This is a genomic window from Leisingera sp. ANG-Vp (assembly GCF_000813725.1).
Taxonomy (GTDB): domain Bacteria; phylum Pseudomonadota; class Alphaproteobacteria; order Rhodobacterales; family Rhodobacteraceae; genus Leisingera.
In genome coordinates this window covers 42,741-60,765 of record NZ_JWLD01000068.1, presented here as the reverse complement: position 1 = coordinate 60,765, position 18,025 = coordinate 42,741, and the positions used below count along the sequence as shown (strand labels likewise).

The 18,025-nt window shown below is 64.6% G+C and carries 20 protein-coding genes and 1 pseudogene; 10 read left to right on the top strand and 11 right to left on the bottom strand.

The window, feature by feature from the left end; genetic code table 11:
• Positions 1-126: 126 nt before the first annotated feature.
• The 3 genes from RA20_RS20010 to ygfZ form a co-directional block, all read right to left on the bottom strand.
• Positions 127-672 carry a hypothetical protein gene (locus RA20_RS20010; RefSeq protein WP_039132796.1) on the bottom strand — a complete coding sequence of 182 codons (546 nt, stop codon included), beginning with the start codon at positions 670-672 and terminating at the stop codon, positions 127-129.
• A gap of 72 nt (positions 673-744) precedes the next feature.
• Positions 745-1,548, bottom strand: a complete 804-nt coding sequence (locus RA20_RS20005) for a fructosamine kinase family protein (protein ID WP_039132794.1) — start codon at positions 1,546-1,548, stop codon at positions 745-747.
• Positions 1,545-2,279 (bottom strand): CAF17-like 4Fe-4S cluster assembly/insertion protein YgfZ, encoded by a 735-nt coding sequence (gene ygfZ, locus RA20_RS20000; protein WP_039132792.1) that lies wholly within the window; start codon positions 2,277-2,279, stop codon positions 1,545-1,547. Before ygfZ ends, RA20_RS20005 begins: the two co-directional genes overlap by 4 nt.
• Before the next feature lie 101 nt (positions 2,280-2,380).
• Here ygfZ and RA20_RS19995 point away from each other — a divergent pair, with 101 nt between their 5' ends.
• Entirely contained in the window at positions 2,381-3,061 is a 681-nt protein-coding gene (locus tag RA20_RS19995; protein WP_039132790.1) for a TIGR04283 family arsenosugar biosynthesis glycosyltransferase, read from the top strand.
• Positions 3,062-3,159: 98 nt separating this feature from the next.
• Here RA20_RS19995 and RA20_RS19990 read toward each other — a convergent pair whose 3' ends face one another.
• Entirely contained in the window at positions 3,160-5,019 is a 1,860-nt protein-coding gene (locus RA20_RS19990) for an ABC transporter ATP-binding protein (protein WP_039132788.1), read from the bottom strand.
• Between the two features lie 181 nt (positions 5,020-5,200).
• On the opposite strand from RA20_RS19990, the gene RA20_RS19985 reads away from it, so the two are divergent.
• Entirely contained in the window at positions 5,201-6,409 is a 1,209-nt protein-coding gene (locus RA20_RS19985; RefSeq protein WP_039132786.1) for a pyridoxal-phosphate-dependent aminotransferase family protein, read from the top strand.
• A 31-nt stretch (positions 6,410-6,440) separates the two neighbouring features.
• Here the strand turns inward: RA20_RS19985 and RA20_RS19980 are convergent, their stop codons facing one another.
• Both RA20_RS19980 and RA20_RS19975 read right to left on the bottom strand, forming a co-directional pair.
• Entirely contained in the window at positions 6,441-6,635 is a 195-nt protein-coding gene (locus tag RA20_RS19980; RefSeq protein ID WP_039132784.1) for a hypothetical protein, read from the bottom strand.
• 90 nt (positions 6,636-6,725) lie between these two features.
• A complete protein-coding gene (locus RA20_RS19975) occupies positions 6,726-7,847 on the bottom strand; it encodes a pyridoxal phosphate-dependent aminotransferase (RefSeq protein ID WP_039132782.1) in 1,122 nt (373 codons plus the stop codon).
• 94 nt (positions 7,848-7,941) lie between these two features.
• Here RA20_RS19975 and RA20_RS19970 point away from each other — a divergent pair, with 94 nt between their 5' ends.
• The 4 genes from RA20_RS19970 to RA20_RS19955 all read left to right on the top strand — a co-directional run bounded on the left by RA20_RS19970 (position 7,942) and on the right by RA20_RS19955 (position 10,747).
• A complete protein-coding gene (locus RA20_RS19970) occupies positions 7,942-9,006 on the top strand; it encodes an SMP-30/gluconolactonase/LRE family protein (protein ID WP_039132911.1) in 1,065 nt (354 codons plus the stop codon).
• A gap of 90 nt (positions 9,007-9,096) precedes the next feature.
• Positions 9,097-9,882 (top strand): crotonase/enoyl-CoA hydratase family protein, encoded by a 786-nt coding sequence (locus RA20_RS19965; RefSeq protein WP_039132780.1) that lies wholly within the window; start codon positions 9,097-9,099, stop codon positions 9,880-9,882.
• A gap of 404 nt (positions 9,883-10,286) precedes the next feature.
• Entirely contained in the window at positions 10,287-10,484 is a 198-nt protein-coding gene (locus RA20_RS19960) for a hypothetical protein (RefSeq protein ID WP_039132778.1), read from the top strand.
• Between the two features lie 47 nt (positions 10,485-10,531).
• Complete coding sequence (locus RA20_RS19955; RefSeq protein ID WP_039132776.1) at positions 10,532-10,747, top strand: hypothetical protein; 216 nt, start codon at positions 10,532-10,534, stop codon at positions 10,745-10,747.
• Between the two features lie 62 nt (positions 10,748-10,809).
• Here the strand turns inward: RA20_RS19955 and RA20_RS19950 are convergent, their stop codons facing one another.
• From RA20_RS19950 to RA20_RS19940, 3 genes are all read right to left on the bottom strand, one after another.
• Positions 10,810-11,712, bottom strand: coding sequence for a fructose bisphosphate aldolase (locus RA20_RS19950; protein WP_039132774.1), 903 nt, complete (start codon positions 11,710-11,712; stop codon positions 10,810-10,812).
• A gap of 79 nt (positions 11,713-11,791) precedes the next feature.
• Positions 11,792-12,124: a DnaJ family domain-containing protein gene (locus RA20_RS19945; RefSeq protein WP_039132773.1), complete on the bottom strand. Its 333-nt coding sequence runs from the start codon at positions 12,122-12,124 to the stop codon at positions 11,792-11,794.
• A 43-nt stretch (positions 12,125-12,167) separates the two neighbouring features.
• Positions 12,168-13,538, bottom strand: coding sequence for an aminotransferase-like domain-containing protein (locus RA20_RS19940; protein ID WP_039132771.1), 1,371 nt, complete (start codon positions 13,536-13,538; stop codon positions 12,168-12,170).
• Between the two features lie 154 nt (positions 13,539-13,692).
• On the opposite strand from RA20_RS19940, the gene RA20_RS19935 reads away from it, so the two are divergent.
• Positions 13,693-14,073: a DUF983 domain-containing protein gene (locus RA20_RS19935; protein ID WP_039132768.1), complete on the top strand. Its 381-nt coding sequence runs from the start codon at positions 13,693-13,695 to the stop codon at positions 14,071-14,073.
• A gap of 153 nt (positions 14,074-14,226) precedes the next feature.
• Here RA20_RS19935 and RA20_RS19930 read toward each other — a convergent pair whose 3' ends face one another.
• Both RA20_RS19930 and secG read right to left on the bottom strand, forming a co-directional pair.
• On the bottom strand, positions 14,227-15,870 hold the full coding sequence (locus RA20_RS19930) for a CTP synthase (RefSeq protein WP_039132766.1): 1,644 nt from the start codon (positions 15,868-15,870) through the stop codon (positions 14,227-14,229).
• A 173-nt stretch (positions 15,871-16,043) separates the two neighbouring features.
• A complete protein-coding gene (gene secG, locus RA20_RS19925) occupies positions 16,044-16,406 on the bottom strand; it encodes a preprotein translocase subunit SecG (protein WP_039132765.1) in 363 nt (120 codons plus the stop codon).
• A 203-nt stretch (positions 16,407-16,609) separates the two neighbouring features.
• Here secG and nthA point away from each other — a divergent pair, with 203 nt between their 5' ends.
• From nthA to RA20_RS26210, 3 genes and pseudogenes are all read left to right on the top strand, one after another.
• On the top strand, positions 16,610-17,224 hold the full coding sequence (nthA, locus tag RA20_RS19920) for a nitrile hydratase subunit alpha (protein ID WP_039132909.1): 615 nt from the start codon (positions 16,610-16,612) through the stop codon (positions 17,222-17,224).
• Complete coding sequence (nthB, locus tag RA20_RS19915; protein WP_039132763.1) at positions 17,221-17,898, top strand: nitrile hydratase subunit beta; 678 nt, start codon at positions 17,221-17,223, stop codon at positions 17,896-17,898. The genes nthA and nthB overlap by 4 nt, the downstream gene beginning before the upstream one ends.
• A pseudogene (locus RA20_RS26210) lies at positions 17,895-18,025 on the top strand (nitrile hydratase accessory protein); the annotation flags it as partial. The gene nthB and the pseudogene RA20_RS26210, both read left to right, overlap by 4 nt.

Genomic DNA, 18,025 nt, shown 5'->3' with positions numbered 1-18,025 from the left:
CCGCGTCCCGGAAAATGGAAAAGCCGCCCTCCCTCGGGGCGGCTTTTTCTGTTTCTGCGCGGGGCTCAAGACTTTTGGAAAAAGTCTTGGCAAAAGTTTTCGAAAACTTTTGCGCCGCCTGGCGGATCACCCGGCCGGCAGCGCCAGGCTGAAACCGCATTCATCCATCATCTTGCCATAGGCCGCGGTGAAGCCGCTGAGCGATGCCTCGTAGAACATGTCGTTCCCGGCCCAGATTTCCACCCAGCTGCCCTGTTTCATTGCCTGCAGCATCGCCAGGTGGTCCTGAAACCGCAGCGCGCTTTCTGCCTCGGCCAGGCCTTCCTCATTGATCCAGGCATTGATCCCGGCAGAGAGGGAAAAGGACCGGTCGAAGTCAAAGATGAAATCCACTGTGCCGCCCTGCTGCATCAGTGTCGGGTAATGCCGGGGCGCATATTCCCGCACCCTGGCCATCGGATAGAAGGCGGGCGGGCCGGCGTCGCCGGAAAACACCTGCAGCGCCAGGACCGGGTCGCCGTCGCCGCCGGTCCAGGCGCTGCAGGTCAGATAGCTGTCCTGCTCTGTCTCATGCGCCTCGGTGGCGACATGCCAGTCCTTGTAGTTCCAGTATCCCGCCCAGGCAGGGGAGGCCGCCGCCGCAGCCAGGCACACACCATAAATCAGTCGCATCAAATACCCTTTCCTCAATAATCCGCAGGTCTTGGCGGCGACCCTAACGCAAAAGGGGTGAACAGAGGCTTGTCAGACCCCCAGCGCCTCCAGCCGGGTCTCGACCATGCTGCGGTATGACGACCCGAACAGCCGCAGATGCACCAGCGCGGGCCACAGCTGATAAACAAGGCGGCGGATCTCAAACCCCGGTTCCAGCCTGCCATAGCTGTCATAGAATTCCGCAGGCGGGCTGCCGAACAGATGCAGCATCGCCAGGTCAACCTCGCTGTGCCCGTAATAACAGGCTGGGTCGATCAGATAGGCGGTATCGAAGCTGAATAGCACGTTGCCGGTCCAGAGATCTCCATGCAGCAGCGCGCAAGGCGGTTCCGCAGGCAGCAGCTCCGGCAATCGCGAGCAGAGCCTTTCGATCCGCAGCCGCAGATCGCGGGGCAGGGCGGCCGGGTCTGCCAGCAGGCGGCGCGCAGCCCAGAAGCCGGGCCAGTTCTGCAGCGGTGCATTGGGGATTTCCACATGGGCAAAAGCGTAAGTGCAATCCCAGCCGTACTGCGTGCCGGTTGCGGAGTGCAGCTGCCGCAGGGCGGTGCCCAGGGCCTGCCAGCCTGCCGGTGCGGCGGAGGTCTCTTCCAGCGCTTCCATCAGCAGCAGACCGTCCGCCGTGCCCAGAACCTTTGGAGCCGGCGCTCCGGCTGCCCGGACCGCTTGCAGCATGGCTGCTTCACGCTCAGCCAGCGGGCCGGATTTCGCGACCGCCTGGCGGCCGCCGCTCAGCTGCAGCAGCTGCACCTCAGAGAGGTCGCCGCCCTGCAGCGGGCGCGCGCTTTTGATCTCTGCGCCCAGAAGGGATAGAACCGTCTCCGCGAGGGAGGTCACGGCTGCCAGGACACGCGGGCCCCGCCTGCCAGCATCTCTCCCTTGGCGCGGTCAAACCGCAGATAGGCGATGCCTTTGCCGCCGGATTGCGTGAACAGCGTGCCCACGGGCTTGCCGTCTGCGGTGATTTCGGTGCCTGCAGGCGCCGTGCCTTCGACATCGACCACCCGCAGGCCCTTGCGCAGCTCGGTCTTGTGCTTCATCCGCGCTGTCACTTCCTGGCCGACATAGCAGCCCTTCCGGAAGTCGACCCCGCCCAAAGCCTCGAAACCTGCTTCCAGGATATAGCTGTCCGGCCCCAGCTCGATGCCGGTCTCGGGGATGCAATGCGCCACCCGGATGGCGTCCCAGTCGGATCCGTCATCGCCGCCCTCGGCCCCGTAGAGCCGCCAGCCCATGTCTGCATGGCGCGGGTCGGCAAGCGCGCCTTCCGGCATCTCCCCGGTGCCGCGCCTCACCTGCAGCTCCGTCATCTCCACCTGCACATCGGCGCGCAGGCGGTACATGTTCAGCCGCTTCAGCAGGCCATCCGCCAGCGAGGCCTCTGCATCGAGCAGAACCGCATCGCCGTCTGCCGCCAGAAAGAAATCCGCCAGATACTTGCCCTGCGGCGTCAGCAGCGCGGCATAGACCAGGCCGTCTTCCAGCCTGTCGGTATTGCTGGTGACCAGCCCCTGCAGGAAGCTGCGGGTGTCGGCACCGGAAAGGCGCAGGATGCGGCGCTCGCTCATTCGTGTCTCCTGTCGGCCCGCATGGGGCATTGGACTGTTTCGCCCAGTGATATAGGAAGCGGAGCGGAAGAAAACAGCAAATCCGCCCAAGGATCTCACTCATGCCCGCGCCGGTCAGCATTGTCATTCCTACTCTGAATGCGGCTGAAGAGCTGCCCGCCGCGCTGGAGCACCTGATGGAGGGGTTGGCGGCAGGTCTGATCCGCGAGCTGGTGATCAGCGACGGCGGCTCCAGCGATGATACCCGCGCTATCGCAGAGGCGGCCGGTGCGGAATGGATCAGCGGCGCCCCGTCGCGCGGCGGCCAGCTGCGCCGCGGCTGTGCGGCGGCCAAGGGCGATTGGCTGCTGGTGCTGCATGCGGACACCCATTTGCAGCCGGGCTGGGCGGCGGCGGTGGCGCAGCACCTGACAGACGGGCAGGGCGAGCCTGCCTATTTCCGTCTCCGCTTCCGGGCCCGCGGTCTGGGGCCCGGCTGGGTGGCCGGCTGGGCCAACCTGCGCTCCCGCCTGTTCGGGCTGCCTTATGGCGATCAGGGGCTGCTGATCCGGCGCGGCACCTATCAGGACGCAGGCGGCTATCCCGACCAGCCGCTGATGGAGGATGTGGCGCTGGTGCGCCGCCTCGAGGGGCTGACCGCCTTGCCCTGCGCGGCGCTGACCAGCGCAATGCGCTATCAAAAGGCTGGGTGGATGACGCGCGGGGCGCGGAATCTGTGGACGCTGACGCGGTACTTTCTGGGGACAAGCCCTGAGAAGCTGGCACATTCCTACCGCAAGTAGCGGTGAGGGCAGTGCCCGCCGTTTTGCCGGAAGCAAACCTGCGGTTTGACGGGGGCGGGCGCTGCCCGGCCTTTAGCCGGGCAAGGGCCTTGTTCTGATTACCCGAACACCTTCTTGGCAAAGCGGCGGAACCAGCGTTCCTTGCCGTTATCTTCGCCGCCCGGTACCTGTTCCGCCTGGGCGGCGATGCCGGCAGTGTCCACCACCGTCTTGCCGTCCTGGAACTGCAGCCGGTAGAGGTCGGCATAGATGCCGCCGCGCGACAGCAGCTCGTCGTGGCTACCCTGATCCACCACCTGGCCGCGGTCCATCACCACAATCTTGTCGGCATTGCGGATGGTCGACAGCCGGTGCGCAATCACCAGAGTCGTGCGCCCGCCCGCCAGCTTGTCCAGCGCCGCCTGCACCACTTTCTCGGATTGCGCATCCAGCGCCGAGGTGGCCTCGTCCAGCAGCAGCACCGGCGTGTTGCGCAGCAGGGCCCGGGCAATCACCACCCGCTGCCGCTGGCCGCCCGAAAGGGCGGAACCGCGCGGGCCCACCCGTGTCTCCAGCCCGTGTTCCAGCTTGGGAAGGAAATCAGCCACATGCGAGGCCTCCAGCGCCGCCTGCAGCTCCTCATCGCTCACATCGGTGCGGCCCAGCACGATGTTTTCCCGCAAGGTTTCGTCAAACAGCAGGGCTTCCTGAGTCACCACCGAGAACAGCCCGCGCAGATCGCTGGTATTCAGGTCCGGCACCGCAACCCCGCCCACCGTGACTGCACCCTGCTGCGGATCGACCATCCGGGTCAGCAGGTTGAAAATCGTTGACTTCCCGGCTCCCGAGGCGCCGACCAGCGCAGTGGTCTTGCCAGCTTCGGCAACCAGCTCGAGCCCGTGCAGGATCTGCGCATCGCCATAGCTCAGGTCCACGCCGCTCAGCCGGATGTCCGGCAGCCCTTCTGGCGCAGGCTTTGGATTTTCCGGCTCGGTCAGCAGAATCGGCGCATCCAGCAGCTCCTTGATCCGCTCCAGCGCCGCCGCCGCGGCCTGCCACACGCCTGAGATATTTGCCAGCCGCCGCATCGGTTCAAACGACAAGCCGATCGAGGTGAAAAAGCTCATGAACTGGCCAACGGTCTTTTCACCGGAAATGATTTCCGAGCCGCCGTAAAGCAGCACCGCCATGAAGCCGACCCCGGCCATGATATCGGTCATGCCGGAGATCGAGGAGGTGCCAAAAGCCGCCTTCACTTCGGATTTGACAAATTCATCGGTGCGGTTGGAGAACCGTCCGACCTGATAATCTTCCAGCCGGTTCAGCTTAACCGGCACAATGCCGTGGAAAATCTCGTCCAGCCTGGTGGCCAGATCTGCACCCAGATCCCGCGCCCGCGACGCTTTTTTTCGCACATAGCGCTGGGCCGACGCGATCGGCAGCAGCAGGACCGGCACCCCGATCAGCAGAATAAGGGTCCAGCGCCAATCGATGCTGAAGGCAACACTCAGCACCGCCACCATCGCCACCAGGTCGCGGCCCGCGCCGGTGATCACCGCCTGCCAGACGGAGTTGATGGCGCCCACGTCGCTTTGAATGCGCTGCAGCAGCAGCCCCGGCGGGTGCTGCTGGTGAAACGCCGGGTCCTGGCGGATCAGCCGGGCCAGCATGTCCTTGCGCAGATGCGCAGCTGAGGTCTGCGAGACCTTGCTCAGCAGCACCTTCTGGGTGACGCTGGAAATCCCCCGCAGCGAAAAGATCGCCAGGAAGGCCAGGCTGACCCAGAACAGCGCGTTTGTGTTTCCGGCCACAAAGACCAAATCGAACATCGGCTGCATCATATAGCCGAGCGCGCCCATGGTGGCGCCTTCGATCACCATGAAGATCACGGCAATGCCCAAAAGGCCGATGTATTTGCGCAGGTAGCCGCGCCACAGCCAGCCGAACAGCTCGCGGGAGGATTTATGTGGCTGGCTCATGCGGGGAGGGTCCGGCAGGGAATTCGGGTCATTTCAGGCCTTTTTGACATGCCCGAGCCATTTAAGCAGCTAAAAATCGGGGTGCAAGCAATTCACCGTGACGCTGCGGCGCCGGGAATTGACGCTGCTGGCGCGCCGGGTAGTGTGTCCGCAAGCAGAGCTATGGGCAGGAGTATCAGCCATGAGCGGATCAGTGAACGTGTCGGCCGGCCGGTCCTACCTGGCAATCCCCGGGCCATCGGTGGTGCCGGACCAGGTGCTGCAGGCGATGCACCGGGCCTCGCCCAACATCTACGCGGGCGAGCTGATCGAGATGACTGCGACCCTGATCCCGGACCTGCGCCGGGTGGCGCGCACCCGGCATCACGCCGCAATCTACATCTCCAATGGCCACGGCGCCTGGGAGGCCGCGCTGCAGAACACTCTGCAGCCGGGCGATCTGGTGCTGGTGCCCGCGTCTGGCCGCTTTGCCATCGGCTGGTCGGAAATGGCGGACGGCCTGGGGATTGAAACCGAGGTGCTGGACTTCGGCAATCATGCGCCCTGGAATCTGGATCAGATCGCCGAGCGGCTGGCAGCCGACAAGGAACACCGCATCAAGGCGGTGCTGGGTGTGCATGTGGACACCTCCAGTTCGATCCGCAACGACATCGCAGGCTTGCGCCGCCTGCTGGATGCGGCCGGGCATCCGGCGCTTCTGATGGCGGATTGCATTGCGTCGCTGGGCTGCGACCGGTTCGAGATGGATGACTGGGGCGTCGACGTCATGGTCACCGCGTGCCAGAAGGGGCTGATGGTGCCGGCAGGCATCAGCTTTGTGTTCTTCAACGGCAAGGCCGATGCTGCCCGCGCAGCCCTGCCGCGGGTCAGCCGCTACTGGGACTGGAGACCGCGCGCCAACCCGGAGGAGTTTTACCAGTACTTCGGCGGCACTGCGCCCACCCATCACCTTTACGGCTTGCGCGCAGCGCTCGACATGATCCATGCCGAGGGGGTTGAAAACACCTGGGCCCGCCATGCGCATCTGGCCCGCGCCATCTGGGCGGCGTGCGAGGCCTGGGGCGCGGAGGGCGCGCTGAAAATGAATGTGCCGGACCGGTCCTTGCGCTCCAATGCAGTGACGGCTCTGCATATGCCGCCTCCGGATGGCACCCGCCTGCGGCAGTGGCTAGAAGAAAACCTCGGCCTCACCCTGGGCATCGGCCTCGGCATGGCGCCGTCCGGCAGCCCGGAATGGCACGGCTTCTTCCGGCTGGGCCACATGGGCCATGTGAACGGGCATATGGTGATGGGCCTTCTGGGCGGTATTGAAACCGGCCTCAAAGCCTTGGGCATTCCGCATGGGCGCGGGGCGCTGGAAGCTGCTGCAGGGGCTCTGGCGGGCCGTTAGCGGCCCGGTCCCGGCCGGCTGCAGGCTGTCATCACGCCTTTTGCGAATTCAGCCGGATTTCCAGCCTGGTGATGAAGTGATTTACCAGCACGGCCAGCACCACCACGGGCACCATTCCGTACATCACCCAGATCACAAAAAAGATCCACATCAGGTTGATTCCGGCAAATATGATTGCGGCTGTGAAAAAGTCCGGCATGCCGGCCGGCAGTTCAGGTTCACGCATGACAATACTCCGGGTTCTACGCTTGAATGGTAGCCCGAAAGGAGTGAATGTCCGGTAAAACCGCCGCGATCCAGCACCGCCGGGCAGAATTCAGCCGCCCGTGTCTGCGGCCCGCGCCGCCGAAAGGGCCTTGGGCAGAGCCGCGGCAAAGGCCGCCATCTCCGCCTCCGGCCCGCAGCTGATCCGGATGCAGCGGTTTTGCGGTGCCGCAAAGGGCATCCGCACGAAAATCCCCTGATCCACCAGCGAGTCCAATACGGCCTTGGCAAAGGTGCCGTCCCTGCCGCAGTCGATGGCCACGAAATTGGTGGCCGAGGGCAGGGCGCTGAGCCCGTTTTCCGCTGCGATCCCGGCAATCCGCGCCCGCGCCGCCGCGATCTCAGCCGCCACATGCTCCAGCCAGCCCTGGTCCTGCAGCGCCGCCAGCGCGCCTGCCTGTGCCGCCCGGTTCATGCCGAAGTGGTTGCGCACCTTGTTGAAGGCGGCAATCAGCTCCGGATGGCCGATTGCATAGCCCGCCCGGGCGCCGGCCATGCCGTAAGCCTTGGAAAACGTCCGCATCCGCACCACCCGCGCGTCATCTGCGCTGACGGGCGCCGCGGTTCCCTCCGGCGCGCACTCCACATAGGCCTCGTCCAGCAAGAGCAGGCAGCCTGCAGGCAAGCGGTTCAGCGCCGCGGCAATCTCCGCCCCCGGATGCCAGCTGCCCATCGGATTGTCCGGGTTGGCCAGGTAAACCAGCTTGGCCCCAACCTCGCCGGCTTTGGCAAACAGCGCCTCATAATCCTCGTGATCGCCCTTGTACGGCACCGTGTGCAGCACTCCGCCGAACCCGGCGACGTGATAGTTGAACGTCGGATAGGCCCCCAGCGAAGTCACCACCGCGTCGCCTGCGCCAATCAGCAGCCGCACCAGGTAGCCAAGCAGACCATCAATGCCTTCGCCCACCATGATGTGTTCCGGCTGCACCCCATGATGCGCCGCCAGCGCCTGCCGCAGGTCAAAATTCTCCGGATCGCCGTACATCCAGATTTCACCCGCCGCCTGTGCCATCGCCTCGACTGCCTTGGGGGAGGGGCCGAATATGTTCTCGTTCGCCCCCAGCCGCGCGGCAAAGGCACGGCCGCGGGTGCGCTCCTGCGTTTCGGGGCCGACAAAGGGCACGGTGGCGGGCAGGGATTGCGCAAGCGGGGTGTAGCGGGGACCAGTCATGGCGGCAGATAACCCTATGCTGCAAAACGGGGCAAGGCTTGCGTCTCCGCGCCATCCGGCGGAAGAAGGCAAGGATACTGCAGGAGATTTTCAGATGCGCCTTTTCCTTGCCCTCGTCGCCGCTGCGCTGGCCTATCTGCTGCTCTGGCCGGTGCCGGTTGATCCGGTGGCCTATCACCCGCCCGCGCCGCCCGGCTTTACCGGCGATTACGCCGAGAACAACGCTCTTGATGCGGCTGAGCTGATCACGCTGCCCGATGGCGGGATCGGTCCCGAAGATCTGGCGGAACTGCCGGACGGCCGCATCTACACGACTTCTCTCTCGGGCAATCTCTACCGCATAGATGGTCCGGAACCGGTGCTGGAAGACCGCCTTGGCGGCCGCCCGCTGGGGCTGAAGGCCGGTCCGGACGGAGCGCTTTACATCGCCGACAGCTTCCGCGGCATCCTGCGCTGGCGCGGCCCTGGCACGCTGGAAACACTGACCGCAGACATCGGCGGTGCTCCGGTCATCTATGCCAACCAGCTCGACATCGCGCGCGACGGAACGGTTTATTTCTCCAACTCCTCTGACCGCTTTGACCCGGAAACCCAGGGCGGCACCAAGCCGACCTCGATCCTCACCATCTGGGAGCAATCGGACAGCGGCTATGTCGCTCGCATTTCCCCGGACGGCACCGCAGAGAAACTCGCCAGTGGCTTCGTTTACACCAATGGCATTGCCCTCTCGCCAGAGGAAGACTTCCTGCTGATCAACGAGACCGGCCGCGCCAGGGTCCACCGGCTTTGGCTGAAAGGCCCCCGCGCCGGCGAACAGGAGGTTTTTCTCGATAACCTTCCGGGCTATCCCGACAATCTCGAGGCGCAGGGCGACGGCACCTATTGGCTGGCCTTTGCCAGCCCGCGTGTTCCTTCCGAAAAACTGATGCCTTATCCGTTCCTGCGCAAAATTGTCTGGCGGCTGGGCCCGCTGGTGCGCCCGGCGCCGATCCACCGCGGCATGCTGGTTCAATTCGACGGGGAGGGCAGGATACTTCGCAGCCTGCAGGATCCGGACGGCCGTCTTGGTGTCACCACAGGCGGCAAGATCGCAGATGGGCAGCTTTATGTAATGACGCTCGATTCACCCTGGTTTGCCCGGATGCCGCTTGACCCCTAGGCCTGCACCCTGAGCCTGCCCCCACGTTGCTCTGGCCTGGGAGCGGAAACCGGGGCAAGCTGGACGTCTATCAGCAGCGGGGAGCAGACCATGGCCAAAGTCACCACCGGCTACAAGGACCACATCGCCTATGTCACGCTTGCCCGCCCGGACAAGCATAACGCGCTGAACGAGGACATGATCGCAGCCATCATCGCCGCAGGGCAGGAGGTGGCCGCTTCGGATGCGCGCGCCGTGGTGCTGTCCGGCGCCGGCAAAAGCTTCTGCGCGGGGCTGGATCTGGCCGCAATGGCAGGCCTGGCGCAGCGCGATGTGCAAAGCTGGCTGATGGAGCGCACCCAGGAAGACGCCAATGACTTCCAGGAGGTGGCGATGATCTGGCGCCGGGTGCCGGTGCCGGTGATCGCCGCCATCCATGGCGCCTGTTTCGGCGGCGGTCTGCAAATCGCCTTGGGTGCCGACATCCGCGTCGCCCACCCCGAGGCGCAGCTTTCGGTGATGGAGATGAAATGGGGGCTGGTGCCGGACATGGGCGGCATGGCTTTGCTGCCGCGGCTGCTGCGTTCGGACATCCTGCGCCGCCTGACCTACACGGCTGAGACGGTCGAAGCCCCGCAGGCGCTGGACTGGGGGCTGGTCAGCGAGCTGGCGCCCAACCCGCTGTTCCGGGCCAACGAGCTGGCCACCGCAATCGCTGCGCAAAGCCCCAGCGCCATCCGGGCCGCTAAACGGCTGATCGCATATGCCGAAAGCGGCGCCTCGCAGTCTGATGTGCTGCTGGCCGAAAGCGCCGAACAGGCCGAACTGATCGGCAAACCAGACCAGATGCAGGCCGTTGCTGCCCAGCTGCAGAAGCCCAAACCGGACGCCGGCTGACTGCAAAGAATTCCGGGTCTTCCAACTGATTGCGCGCTGCCGCAGGCAGCCCCGGCACAAGCGTATCTCCCCCGCGCAGTGCAGCCTGGATTCTGCAACAGCGGTTTTTCGCCAAATTCTCCGAAAATCCGCCGACGCAGGCGGGAAACCGCCGTCAAACGGCAGAATGATGCCGCGCAAAATCTACAGAAACTTGCATTAACCTTTTGGCAATATCTGGGCGCGAAACCTGCCTTCAGGAGGGCGCAATTCAGGCCAAACCAGCTACTGCCAGCCAGCATTTGACTGTCTGCACCGGGACGGCTTTCACGGCCTCCGGACGGCCGCTTGCACCCGCATGAAACGCAATAGAACCGGCGGCGGCAAACACCGCGTCAGCCGGGCTTCAGAAAGGAGTGAGGCTGATGCATCTGGTGCGCAAGAAATGGTTTATCCTGTTTGAAAGCGGCGGCCTGCTGTCCCGGACCGGGGACCGGGTCACCTATTTTTACGACGAGGCGCTGAGCTTCGGAAACTTTGAGGAGGCGCAGCGCTACCTGGCCTCGAATGAGAACCGGGTCAGCTGCACCGGCATCCGCCCCTCGCTCACCGAAGCGGCGTGAGCGGATGGCTGGAAGCCCGAGGCAGGCGGCAGGCGGCTGAGGCGCAGATGCCTGGTTCCGCCCGCTGGCTGCTTGCCCTGACCGGGGTGCTGATCTCGGCCTCTGCCCTGATCTTCTGGGCCTGGCTTGGCGGCGCGGGCCAGGCGCCTGAGGACCAGCCCGGCTGGTTCACCCTGACTGCGCTGCGGTTTTTCTGGCTGCCGTTTCTCAGCGGCGCCGGACTGGTGCTGGCGGTCTGCTTTGCCGGCCGCTCCGGCCCCTGAGGCGTAAATGGAAAAGGCCGCGCTAGCTGCGCGGCCCTTCCCAGAAACTTATCCCGTCAGCCTTACAGCGACGCTTCGTAGATCTTGCCGATGTTGGCGCCCAGAGCCGCGTCGTATTCGGCGTCAGACATTGCCACGTTCAGGCCCTCGGTCAGCGCACGGCTGAAGGAGGCGATCATCTTGGTGTTCTTGGCCAGGCGCGCGCAGGCATCGTCGGTGGTATAGCCGCCGGACAGAGCCACAACCCGGACCACATTGGCGTGGTCGGCCAGATCGTCATAGAGGCCCGCCTTGGACGGGATGGTCAGCTTCAGCGCCACCTTGCTGTCTGCGGGCAGGGCGTCCAGCTGGGCCTGGATCTCGGCCTTCAGGATGTCTTCGGCCTCTTCCTTGGTGGCAGAGTTGATGTCGACTTCCGGCTCGATGATCGGCACCAGGCCGGCCGCAACGATCTGCTGGCCCACTTCAAACTGCTGGGCAACAACCGCCTTGATGCCTTCGGCGTTGGCTTCTTTCACCACCGAGCGCATCTTGGTGCCGAAGATGCCCTTGCCGTTGGCGCGCGCCAGCAGCGCGTCCAGCTCCGGCATCGGCTTCATCATCTGAACGCCGTTGGCTTCATCGGCCAGGCCCTTGTCCACCTTCAGGAAGGGCACCACGCCGCAGCTGTTCCACAGGAATTCAGCGGTGGGCGTGCCCTCGATCTCGCCGTCCATGGTCTTTTCAAACAGGATCGCGCCCAGGATGCGGTCCTTGCCGAAGCTGTCCGAAGTGATGATGCGGGTGCGCATCTTGTGGATCTCGGCGAACATCTCGTCTTCACCGTTGTAGGCGTCTTCGTTCACGCCATAAAGCTTCAGCGCTTTCGGGGTGGAGCCGCCCGACTGATCCAGCGCAGCAATGAAGCCCTTGCCGGTGGCGATACGGTCGAGTTGTGCCTGCTGGGTGGAAGCGTCTTTTGCCATAATGCGTCACTCTTGTTGGAATGGTCTGTCTTGGCGCTGTCTATACCGCGAATCCTGCAGGAAACAACGGGGTGTTGCGCTAACGGAAGAAGGATTTCCGCGCATCCCGCGCCATGTTGTAGCGCATTTCCAGATCCGAGATGCGCCCCATGGCGGACTTCCGCTGCTCCGGGTCCGTCAGCGCGGCATATTCCTTGCGCGCCTGGGCCAGCTGCTCCTTCAGCCCGAACTCTTCGGGGACAACACCGGCCTGCGCCATGATCCGCATGCCCGCCGCCAGGCCTGCGTCCACATGCGCCTCGCTGCTGCGGTTGGGCAGCGGCTTTCCTTCGCCCTCCAGGCCCTGCAGCTGCCCCTCGGCCTGGGCCTTGGCCAGCTGGCGTTCAATCAGGTTGCGGAAGGCACGGATCATGCGGGGCTCCGGTTTGCTGCAGCGGCAGTTTACCAGCCGGGCCTCAGCCCAGCCAGTCCTTGCGGGTGACCGCATCATTCAGCGCCATCAGATCCTCGCGCAGCTCTTCCAGCCCGATCGGACCTCCCAGGCACACCCGGACCGCTTCTTCGGGCAGGCCGGTGACCGTGAAAGCATCGCTGGGCATGATGCCGATCTGGCGCCCGGCCATGCGCCCCATCACCTCGGCCCGGCTGGTGCCGCGGGGCAGGGTGAGCCATAGGTTGAAGGCCAACGGGTCGCTGTCGATGAAACATTCCTGCAGCACCTCCGCCGCCAGCGCCTGCCGCTCGGCAGCGGCCTTGCGGACGGACCTCTGGATCTCCGCTGCTGTGCCATCCTCGATCCAGCGCCCCAGCAGCGCCAGGTTCAGCGGCGACACCATCACATGCATCGACCTGAGCGCCTGGCTGAACTGCCCCAGCAGCGCCCGTTTCGGCACCGTGGTATAGGCCAGCCGCAGCCCGGCGCCGAAACATTTCGAAAGACCGGCAATATGCCAGCCCAGATGCGGAACAAGGCTGCTGATTGCCGCAGGCGCGCCATTGTCGACAAAGCAATAGGCATCATCCTCGATCAGCGTCAGCTCGTGCTCCTGCAGCACCGCCGCAATCTCCCGCCGCCGTTTGGCTGGGATGGTTCTTGTGGTTGGATTCTGCAGGGTTGGATTGAGGTACAGCGCTGCGGGCCAATGGTCGGTGACCGCCTTCTCCAGCGCCTCCGGCAGAATGCCGTCCTTGTCGCTTGCCAGCCCGATCAGCCGGATCCCCTGCCGCGCCGTAATGGAGCGCAGCCCGGGATAGGTCACGTCCTCGCACAGGACCGTTGAGCCCGGTTCGCACAGCACCGTCAGGACCGCATAGAGGCTGGAGTGCGCCCCCGGTGTAATCACCAGCCGGTCGGGGGCGCAATGCAGCCCGTTGGCCTGCATCCACGCGGCGGCAGCGGCCCGGTCCTGCGGGCTGCCGGTCACCGACTGGTAGCGCAGCAAAGGCTGCAGATTGGCGGAGACATGCTCCAGCCCTTTTTGCATCCGGGCGAGCAGCGCCGGGTCGTCCGGCTCCGGCGGCATGTTCATCATCGGGTCTTCTTCCAGCGCCCGGCGCGGATCGGGGCGCTCCGGCAGCGCGTCCAGCGCTTTCACAAAGGTGCCGCGGCCGACAAAGCTCTCGATATAGCCGCGCCGCACCGCCTCGGCATAGCCCCGCGACACAGTGGAAAAATCCACACCCAGATCCTGCGCCACCCGCCGCTGCGGCGGCAGCCGGTCGCCCGGAGACAGCACGCCCTCGTCAATGTCCGCCTTGATTGCCTCGGCAATCTCCAGATAGCGCGGCTTTTCGCCTTCCAGCCGGGTCGGAGACCATTGTTTCATCTGCTGCTTCTCCCGCCGGCGGCCCGGCGCATTGTGTCGTGATTGATTGGTTCAATGTCAGAGTGTCGCAATAAATGCAACATCAATGTATGCATATTGATTGCAATCAATATGAGAATCACTGTATCAGGCGCCAAACCCAAGGAGATGCGCGATGACCGGAACTGATCTGGTGCAAGAGGAGCAGCGGGAGATGAAGCCCGCATTGTGGAAAGGCCTGCGCCTGCGCTGCCCGAACTGCGGCGAGGGCAAGCTGCTGCACAGCTATCTGAAGGTGAACGACAGCTGCTCGGAATGCGGCCAGGAGCTGCACCACCAGCGCGCCGACGACGGGCCGGCCTATCTGACCATCCTGGTGGTCGGCCACATCCTCGGCTTTGCGCTGCATATCGTCTACATGCAGCTGCGCCCGGATCCATGGACGCTGGCGATCATCATGTCGGTGATCACGGTGGGGGCATCGCTCTACATGCTGCCGCGGATGAAAGGGCTGGTGGTGGCCTACCAATGGGCCAAGCGGATGCACGGCTTCTGAGCCGCCCGGTTTAAATCAATCAAAATGCAAAAGGCGGGCCTGCGGCCCGCCTTTTTCTGTTTTCTCCCAGCGCCGCGCAGCGGCGCCGGGCCCAACGGGAGCCGCGCATGTGTCATGCGCAGGCGACGGGCGGGAGAGCCCCGCCTGCGGGAATTACACCAGCCGGGAGGTGTCCTTGGCAGCACGCACGAAATCGTCGAACAGCGGATGCGGCGCGAAGGGTTTGGACTTCAGCTCCGGATGGAACTGCACGCCGATGAACCAGGGGTGGTCCTTCCACTCCACGATTTCCGGCAGGCGGCCGTCCGGCGACATGCCGGTGAAGTTCAGCCCGCAGGCCTCCAGCTTCTCGCGGTACTTGATGTCCACTTCGTAGCGGTGGCGGTGGCGCTCTTCGATGTGGCTGCTGCCGTAGACCTTCGAGACCAGCGAGTCTTCCGCCAGGGTGGCGTCATAGGCGCCGAGCCGCATGGTTCCGCCCTTGTCGTCATCGGCCTTGCGGCTCACCTTGTGGTTGCCCTGCACCCATTCCTTCAGGTGGTAGACCACCGGTTCAAAGCGTTTCTTGCCCGCCTCGTGGTCGAACTCTTCCGAGCCCGCCTCGGCAATGCCTGCTACGTTGCGGGCCGCTTCGATCACTGCCATCTGCATGCCAAGGCAGATGCCCAGGTAGGGAACGTTGTTCTCGCGGGCGTATTGCGCCGCCTTGATCTTGCCTTCGGTGCCGCGCTCGCCAAAGCCGCCGGGCACCAGGATGGCGTGGAAGCCCTGCAGATGCGGTGCCGCGTCTTCGGTGTCAAAGAGTTCTGCGTCGACCCATTCGACTTTGACCTTCACCCGGTTCGACATGCCGCCGTGGGTCAGCGCCTCGGCAATTGATTTATAGGCGTCTTCCAGCTGGGTGTATTTGCCAACAATGGCCACCTTCACCTCGCCTTCCGGGTTGTAGATGCGGTCGGCCACATCTTCCCAGCGGTCGAGGTTCGGCTTCGGCGCCGGGGCGATCCCGAATGCATCTAGAACTGCCTGGTCCAGGCCCTCGCGGTGGTAGGCCAGCGGCGCCTCGTAGATCGATTTCAGGTCCTGCGCGGCGATCACCGAGTCGGGGCGCACGTTGCAGAACAGCGCCAGCTTCTCGCGCTCTTTCTTCGGGATCGGGCCTTCGGAGCGGCAGACCAGAATGTCGGGCGCCAGGCCGATGGAGCGCAGCTCCTTGACCGAGTGCTGGGTCGGCTTGGTTTTCAGCTCGCCGGAGGCCTTGATATAGGGCAGCAGCGTGAGGTGCATGAAAATGCACTCGCCGCGCGGCTTGTCCTGGGCGAACTGGCGGATCGCTTCAAAGAAGGGCAGGCCCTCGATGTCGCCGACGGTGCCGCCGATCTCGCACAGCATAAAGTCGACCTCATCCTCGCCGATAGAGATGAAGTCTTTGATTTCATTGGTGACGTGCGGGATCACCTGAATGGTCTTGCCCAGGTAGTCGCCGCGCCGCTCCTTCTCGAGCACATTGGTATAGATCCGGCCCGAGGAGATCGAGTCGGTCTTGCGGGCCGGCACGCCGGTGAAGCGTTCGTAGTGGCCTAGGTCCAGGTCGGTCTCGGCGCCGTCGTCGGTGACAAAGACTTCGCCGTGCTCGAACGGGCTCATGGTGCCGGGGTCGACGTTCAGGTAGGGGTCCAGCTTGCGCAGGCGGACCGAGTAGCCGCGGGCCTGCAAGAGCGCGCCCAAAGCGGCGGAGGCCAGGCCCTTGCCCAGGGATGAAACCACACCGCCAGTGATAAAGATGAAACGCGCCATGTCTGTTCGGCTGCCCCCGTGAGAAGTCAGAATCAAGCTGCCCGGCGGAGGATGGAATAGGCTCCAAAAACCGCTGCATCACGGGACTTCATATATAAAGGATTCGCGCACGCAGCGCAAGGGAACCGCAAGATGCTGTTGCGGTTCCTAAGAACCCGTCAAGGTGTAGTGGATCAGTCCAGGGTCGGCACCAGCGGTGCGTTATCGCCCTCGCTGGGCGGCAGAAGATCGCTGCCAAGCGCCGGTGCGGCCGGAGCCTCGCCGGTTTCGGATTGCGGCACCGCCAGGCGGTCAGTGACCGAAGAGCCTGCGGATTTCTGTGCTGCCATGATCGTCAGGGTGATCGAGGTGCAGATGAAGGCAATGGCCAGGAGCCAGGTCACCTTGCCAAGCGCGGTCGCTGCCGCGCGGCCGGAGACTGCGCCGCCGCCGCCGCCGCCCATGCCCAATCCGCCGCCTTCGGAGCGCTGCAGCAGCACCACGGCAATGAGGCCGAGAGCCAGAAGAAGATGGATGATGAGAACAACGTTTTCCATGGGTCCCTGCGGCGGTTGGCTGAGTACCGGGCGTAAATAGGCAAGATCGGCGGAAGGGGCAAGGGCGGAGTTTGCCGGTGGCCGAGAGTTTCCTGCGGGGCTTTGGAATGCGCTGCAGCGCAGCCGGAAGGTCACGCAACGTGATTGCCTGCATCAAGAAACGTGACTGGACAGAGCCCGCTGCGGGTGCGCAGCATGAAAACATGCCTCATGACGACCCGAACCACCCGCATGCCCTTTTGCCGCCGGATCCTGCTTTGCGGGTGAAGGCGCTGGAGACGATTCTTGTGCAGAAGGGACTGATCGACCCCGCTGCGCTGGATGAGATCATCGACACTTACCAGAACAGAATCGGTCCGCAGAACGGCGCCCGGGTTGTGGCCCGCGCCTGGAGCGATCCCGAGTTCAAGGCGGCGCTTTTGGCGGACGCGGATCCGGTGCTGGCGGACTTGGGTTTTTACGGCCGTCAGGGCGAGCATATGGTGGTGGTGGAGAACACCCCCGCGCAGCACAATATGGTCGTCTGCACCCTGTGCAGCTGCTACCCGTGGCCGCTGCTGGGTATTCCGCCCGGGTGGTACAAATCCGACGCCTACCGCGCCCGCGCGGTGCGCGAGCCGCGCAAGGTGCTGGCCGATTTCGGGGTGAGCCTTCCGCAGGACACATCGGTCCGCGTCTGGGATTCGACGGCAGAGGTCCGCTATCTGGTGCTGCCGAAGCGGCCGGATGGCACCGACGGCATGAGCGAAGAGGAGCTGGCTGCGCTGGTTACCCGAGACAGCATGATCGGGACGGATATTCCGAAGGTACCGTCATGACCCGGGTGCATGACATGGGCGGGCGATTCGGCGACGGGCCGGTGGTGCCTGAGGCTGAAGACGCGCCGGTTTTCGATCAGGACTGGCACGCAAGGGCGCTGGCGGTGACGCTGGCTTGCGGTGCGCTGGGGCAGTGGAACATTGATGTCTCGCGCCACGCGCGCGAGCGGCTCTCGCCCAAAGACTACACCCGCTTTTCCTATTACGAGAAATGGATTGCGGCGCTGGCGGACCTGCTGGTGGAGAAAGGGGTGCTCTCGGAGGACGATCTGCAGGGACAAGGCGCGGAAGAGCTGCATGCGCTGGCTGAGCGCGCCTTGAAGGCTGGTGCGGTGGCGGGGGTTCTGGCCAAAGGCGGCCCGGCGGACCGCGACGGCGGGCCTGCGCCGAGCTTTTCCACAGGGCAGGCGGTGCGGGCGCGAATCCCTGCCGACAATGCACTGGTTTCCGGCGGCCATACGCGGCTGCCGCAATATGCGGCCGGCGCGCGCGGCTATATCCTACGGCTGCACGGCACCCATGTTCTGCCTGACAGCAACGCCCATGGCCTTGGCGAGGCGCCGGAGCCGCTTTATGCGGTGCGGTTTTTTGCCCGCGAGCTGTGGGCGCACCCCGAGCACCCCGATGACGAGGTGGTGCTGGACCTGTGGCAAAGCTATCTGGAGCCGCTATGAGTTCCTGTGCCGAAGTTTCCGCTCCCGAACCGGTCTTTGCCGAGCCCTGGCATGCGCAGGTCTTTGCGCTGACCGTGCATCTGAATGAGGCGGGGCGGGTCAGCTGGGGGGGATGGGGGGGGCGGGG

Bases quoted from the DNA above. Each gene is read 5' to 3' on its own strand.
- RA20_RS19940 (WP_039132771.1), bottom strand. From the start codon at position 13,538: ATGAAACAATGGTCTCCGACCCGGCTGGAAGGCGAAAAGCCGCGCTAT.
- ygfZ (WP_039132792.1), bottom strand. From the start codon at position 2,279: ATGAGCGAGCGCCGCATCCTGCGCCTTTCCGGTGCCGACACCCGCAGC.
- RA20_RS19965 (WP_039132780.1), top strand. From the start codon at position 9,097: ATGGCCAAAGTCACCACCGGCTACAAGGACCACATCGCCTATGTCACG.
- RA20_RS19975 (WP_039132782.1), bottom strand. From the start codon at position 7,847: ATGACTGGTCCCCGCTACACCCCGCTTGCGCAATCCCTGCCCGCCACC.
- RA20_RS19930 (WP_039132766.1), bottom strand. From the start codon at position 15,870: ATGGCGCGTTTCATCTTTATCACTGGCGGTGTGGTTTCATCCCTGGGC.
- secG (WP_039132765.1), bottom strand. From the start codon at position 16,406: ATGGAAAACGTTGTTCTCATCATCCATCTTCTTCTGGCTCTCGGCCTC.
- RA20_RS19960 (WP_039132778.1), top strand. From the start codon at position 10,287: ATGCATCTGGTGCGCAAGAAATGGTTTATCCTGTTTGAAAGCGGCGGC.
- RA20_RS19945 (WP_039132773.1), bottom strand. From the start codon at position 12,124: ATGATCCGTGCCTTCCGCAACCTGATTGAACGCCAGCTGGCCAAGGCC.
- RA20_RS19950 (WP_039132774.1), bottom strand. From the start codon at position 11,712: ATGGCAAAAGACGCTTCCACCCAGCAGGCACAACTCGACCGTATCGCC.
- RA20_RS19970 (WP_039132911.1), top strand. From the start codon at position 7,942: ATGCGCCTTTTCCTTGCCCTCGTCGCCGCTGCGCTGGCCTATCTGCTG.
- nthB (WP_039132763.1), top strand. From the start codon at position 17,221: ATGACCCGGGTGCATGACATGGGCGGGCGATTCGGCGACGGGCCGGTG.
- RA20_RS19935 (WP_039132768.1), top strand. From the start codon at position 13,693: ATGACCGGAACTGATCTGGTGCAAGAGGAGCAGCGGGAGATGAAGCCC.
- RA20_RS19990 (WP_039132788.1), bottom strand. From the start codon at position 5,019: ATGAGCCAGCCACATAAATCCTCCCGCGAGCTGTTCGGCTGGCTGTGG.
- RA20_RS19995 (WP_039132790.1), top strand. From the start codon at position 2,381: ATGCCCGCGCCGGTCAGCATTGTCATTCCTACTCTGAATGCGGCTGAA.
- RA20_RS19985 (WP_039132786.1), top strand. From the start codon at position 5,201: ATGAGCGGATCAGTGAACGTGTCGGCCGGCCGGTCCTACCTGGCAATC.
- nthA (WP_039132909.1), top strand. From the start codon at position 16,610: ATGCCTCATGACGACCCGAACCACCCGCATGCCCTTTTGCCGCCGGAT.
- RA20_RS20010 (WP_039132796.1), bottom strand. From the start codon at position 672: ATGCGACTGATTTATGGTGTGTGCCTGGCTGCGGCGGCGGCCTCCCCT.
- RA20_RS19980 (WP_039132784.1), bottom strand. From the start codon at position 6,635: ATGCGTGAACCTGAACTGCCGGCCGGCATGCCGGACTTTTTCACAGCC.
- RA20_RS19955 (WP_039132776.1), top strand. From the start codon at position 10,532: ATGCCTGGTTCCGCCCGCTGGCTGCTTGCCCTGACCGGGGTGCTGATC.